This is a genomic window from Spirochaetaceae bacterium (genome assembly GCA_009784515.1).
Classification (GTDB): domain Bacteria; phylum Spirochaetota; class Spirochaetia; order WRBN01; family WRBN01; genus WRBN01.
The window spans coordinates 1-3,095 of record WRBN01000125.1; the positions used below are offsets into that span (position 1 = coordinate 1).

The window sequence follows — 3,095 nt, forward strand, 5'->3', positions numbered from 1 at the left end:
AAATGTAAATAATTGATAACTGAAAGGTGAAAACTGAAAGTGGATAGCTTTTTAATTCTTAATTTTCATCTTTTATCTTTCATCTTTCATCTTTCACTTTTCAGTTACCACTACTCAATTACGAGTTACTGTTTTTTCACTTGAGGAGAAAGTTTAATTTTTTTTGATATTTTTTAAGGTTGGTTTGATATAGTGAAAAGGCTAGATTTAACTAGCCATCTATTGTATAATTGCTCCTTTGCTCATTGTAATTTACAGCCTATTAAGGTATACTGTAACGGCTAAAAGAGAAAAAGTTACATGCTGCACGAACTTTGCGTACAAAATTATGCCTTGCTCGATAACATTAATGCCCCCTTTAATGATGGGTTTAACGTGCTTACGGGCGAAACTGGGGCCGGCAAATCTTTACTGGCCGGGGCTTTATCTTTACTCTTGGGCGAAAGAGCCGATGCCGGTTTTATTAGGCAGGGCAGCGATGAGGCCGAAGTTAGCGGCCTTATTGTGCTCGCGGCCGGCAGCGAAGCCGCTTTGTGGTTAAGCCGCCGCTCTATTGCCCTTGATGACGGAGCTATTATCATTAGGCGTATTGTGCGGCGCAACGGGCGCGGCGTTATTTATGTGGGCAGCAATATGGTAAGCCGCGAAGAGCTGGCCGAACTGGCCGGCCTATTGTTTGATATGCACGGCCAGCACGAGCACCAATCACTTTACAATAAAGAAAACCAACGTAAAATACTCGACCGTGCGGCAGGACTAACCTCACTGCTAACAGAGTATCAAAATTTGTATACCCAAACCAAAACCACTAAAGAAGAGCTGGCCAACTTACGGCAAGAAAGCACCCGCAGCGAAAATGAGCGCGAGTTTTTAAGTTATGCTCTGGCCGAAATTGAAGAGGTAAACCCCAGCAGCGCCGAGCGCGAAAGCTTAAGCCATAATTTAAAAGGATTAAGCAGCCGTGAAAAAGAACTGACTAAACTTAACCATTTTGACGAACTTACGACAGAGGCTTTATTTAAGCTCAAAGAGGCTGCCGCTTTGCTCGACCATTTTGAGGCCGGCGAGGCCGGGAGCCGCTTTAGCAGCTCGTTGCTAGAGCTGGAAGATGCCGCCGCCGTTATTTTGGCTTTAAAAGATAGTTTTAACTTTAGCCCCGACGAGCTGGAGGCCATGCAAAGCCGGTTACAAGCCATGCAACGGCTGGAGAAAAAATATGGCGGTACGATGGAAAGCCTGCTTAAATTTGCCGCCGAAGGCCGGGCCAAGTTAAACCGCCTCGAAAATAATACCGAACTGGAAGCCGGCCTTACCGCTAAAATTACTAAGCTGGAGCAAGAATTACTCGAAAAAGCCGAAATTATCTCGCAAAAACGCAAGGAAACTGCTCTCAATTTACAGCAAGAAGCCGAAGCTAACCTGCGTGAGCTGGAGATGACCGGCTGCCGCTTTGTCATCGAGGTAAAACCGCGCACGAAAAACGGCGAGCTTATGCTTACCGCCACCGGCCTAGATGATGTAGAGTTTTGTTTTGCCCCCAACATCGGCAGCGGGTTAAAACCCCTTAAAGCCATTGCCAGCGGCGGGGAAGCCAGCCGGGTACTGCTGGCCCTTAAAAGTGTGCTGGCCAAAAACGAAAATGTGCCTTGCCTCATTTTTGACGAAATTGATACCGGTATTGGCGGCACGGCGGCACGGGCGGTGGCCGGCCATTTACAAAAACTAGCCAAAACTAAACAAGTTTTAGTTATTACTCACTTAGCTACTATCGCGGCCGGGGCTAATCATCACTTAAAAATTGAAAAAAAGAATTATTTAAATACAACTATTACCAGTGTAACACCGATAAGTAAAACAGAGCGCATTAAAGAAATTGCCCGTATGCTATCCGGCGCCAGCGATAGCCTAGCTTTAGCCCACGCCGAAGCTATGTTAAGTGAAAAAGAATAAAAAAAATTAATAAGTAAAAGTTAAAAAACTAACCAGCCAAATTTTTAATTATTACTTCTTAATTTTTAATTAAAGAAGTTAGGTAATAATATGACAAAAAATGCTAATAGCCGCGAAGCTTATGAAAGCTACAATTTAATTCTTAAAAACCGTATCAAAACCGAAACTACCCAGCTTAACGCGCTGGTTATGCCCGGCGAGGTAAATAACGAAAGCGCTTTTACCTTTTTTGAGATAGTTAAGTTAAATATTGCCCTTACCAGCAGTTATCTTAATAGTTACAGGCTGGCGCAGCATTACATTAACAGCAAAAACGATGCCCCGCTTGTTGATGCCCGGCGCGGCCTAACCAATGCCATTATTACTCTAGAAAAAATTTATACACGTTACCTAGATGTACCTTTTAGCGATTACGAGCAGCCGCTAAAGCAAGTGTTACACTTTGACGAATTTGAAAGGTACGATTTAATTTGTACCGCCGGCTTTTTTTGCGATTACCTAGCCAGCTGTTACGGCGAAAATAGCCGCTTGCGCTGGATATTTGTAGAGCTTAAAGGCCGTATCGTTACTCTTTTTAAAAATAGCTTCGATTTAAAAAATTTACTGGGTTTACTCGACCCTCGTGCCGATAATTTTGCCAAACGCCAGCAATATGTTAATCTTAACCGTACGTTAATGATGGAGGCGGCTAACGGTTACCGTACCAAATACGAGCTATCGGGCACTTTTGAAATTGCCGATTTTAGGCGCGCCATCGATTATCTTTCGGCCTTAAAACGTTTTTCGCTTATGCTTAACCAAAATGCCTTAGTAGCCGAACTTACCAAACAAATAGAAGTATGGACCATTAAACTGGAAAGCGATTTAAAAAAGAGAGAAAAGTAGCGATGACTGTGCCTTTTTCGCCGCCCGATATTACCGAAGCCGATATAGAGGCCGTTACGAAGGTTTTACGCTCGGGCTGGCTTACCACCGGCCCGGTTTGCGCCGAGTTTGAGGCCATTTTAACTGCCTATACCGCCGCCGCCGGTACTATCGTGCTTAACAGCGCCACTGCCGCGCTCGAGCTGGCTTTGCACTTTTTAGGGATTGGCCCCGGCGATGAAGTTATCGTGCCGGCTTACACTTATACAGCAACGGCTTCG

General features: G+C 44.5%; 3 protein-coding genes. All 3 read left to right on the forward strand.

Annotated features, from left to right (window positions below; genetic code table 11):
• The first annotated feature begins 300 nt into the window (after positions 1 to 300).
• Positions 301 to 1,950, forward strand: a complete 1,650-nt coding sequence (gene recN, locus FWE37_09460) for a DNA repair protein RecN (protein ID MCL2521206.1) — start codon at positions 301 to 303, stop codon at positions 1,948 to 1,950.
• Between the two features lie 90 nt (positions 1,951 to 2,040).
• Positions 2,041 to 2,835, forward strand: coding sequence for a hypothetical protein (locus tag FWE37_09465; GenBank protein MCL2521207.1), 795 nt, complete (start codon positions 2,041 to 2,043; stop codon positions 2,833 to 2,835).
• A gap of 2 nt (positions 2,836 to 2,837) precedes the next feature.
• Positions 2,838 to 3,095 (forward strand): DegT/DnrJ/EryC1/StrS family aminotransferase (locus FWE37_09470; protein MCL2521208.1); only part of this gene is annotated, 258 nt, incomplete at its 3' end.

What these genes read in the sequence shown, in the direction of transcription:
- recN (MCL2521206.1), top strand. Translation starts at nt 301, where the DNA reads ATGCTGCACGAACTTTGCGTACAAAATTATGCCTTGCTCGATAACATT.
- FWE37_09465 (MCL2521207.1), top strand. Translation starts at nt 2,041, where the DNA reads ATGACAAAAAATGCTAATAGCCGCGAAGCTTATGAAAGCTACAATTTA.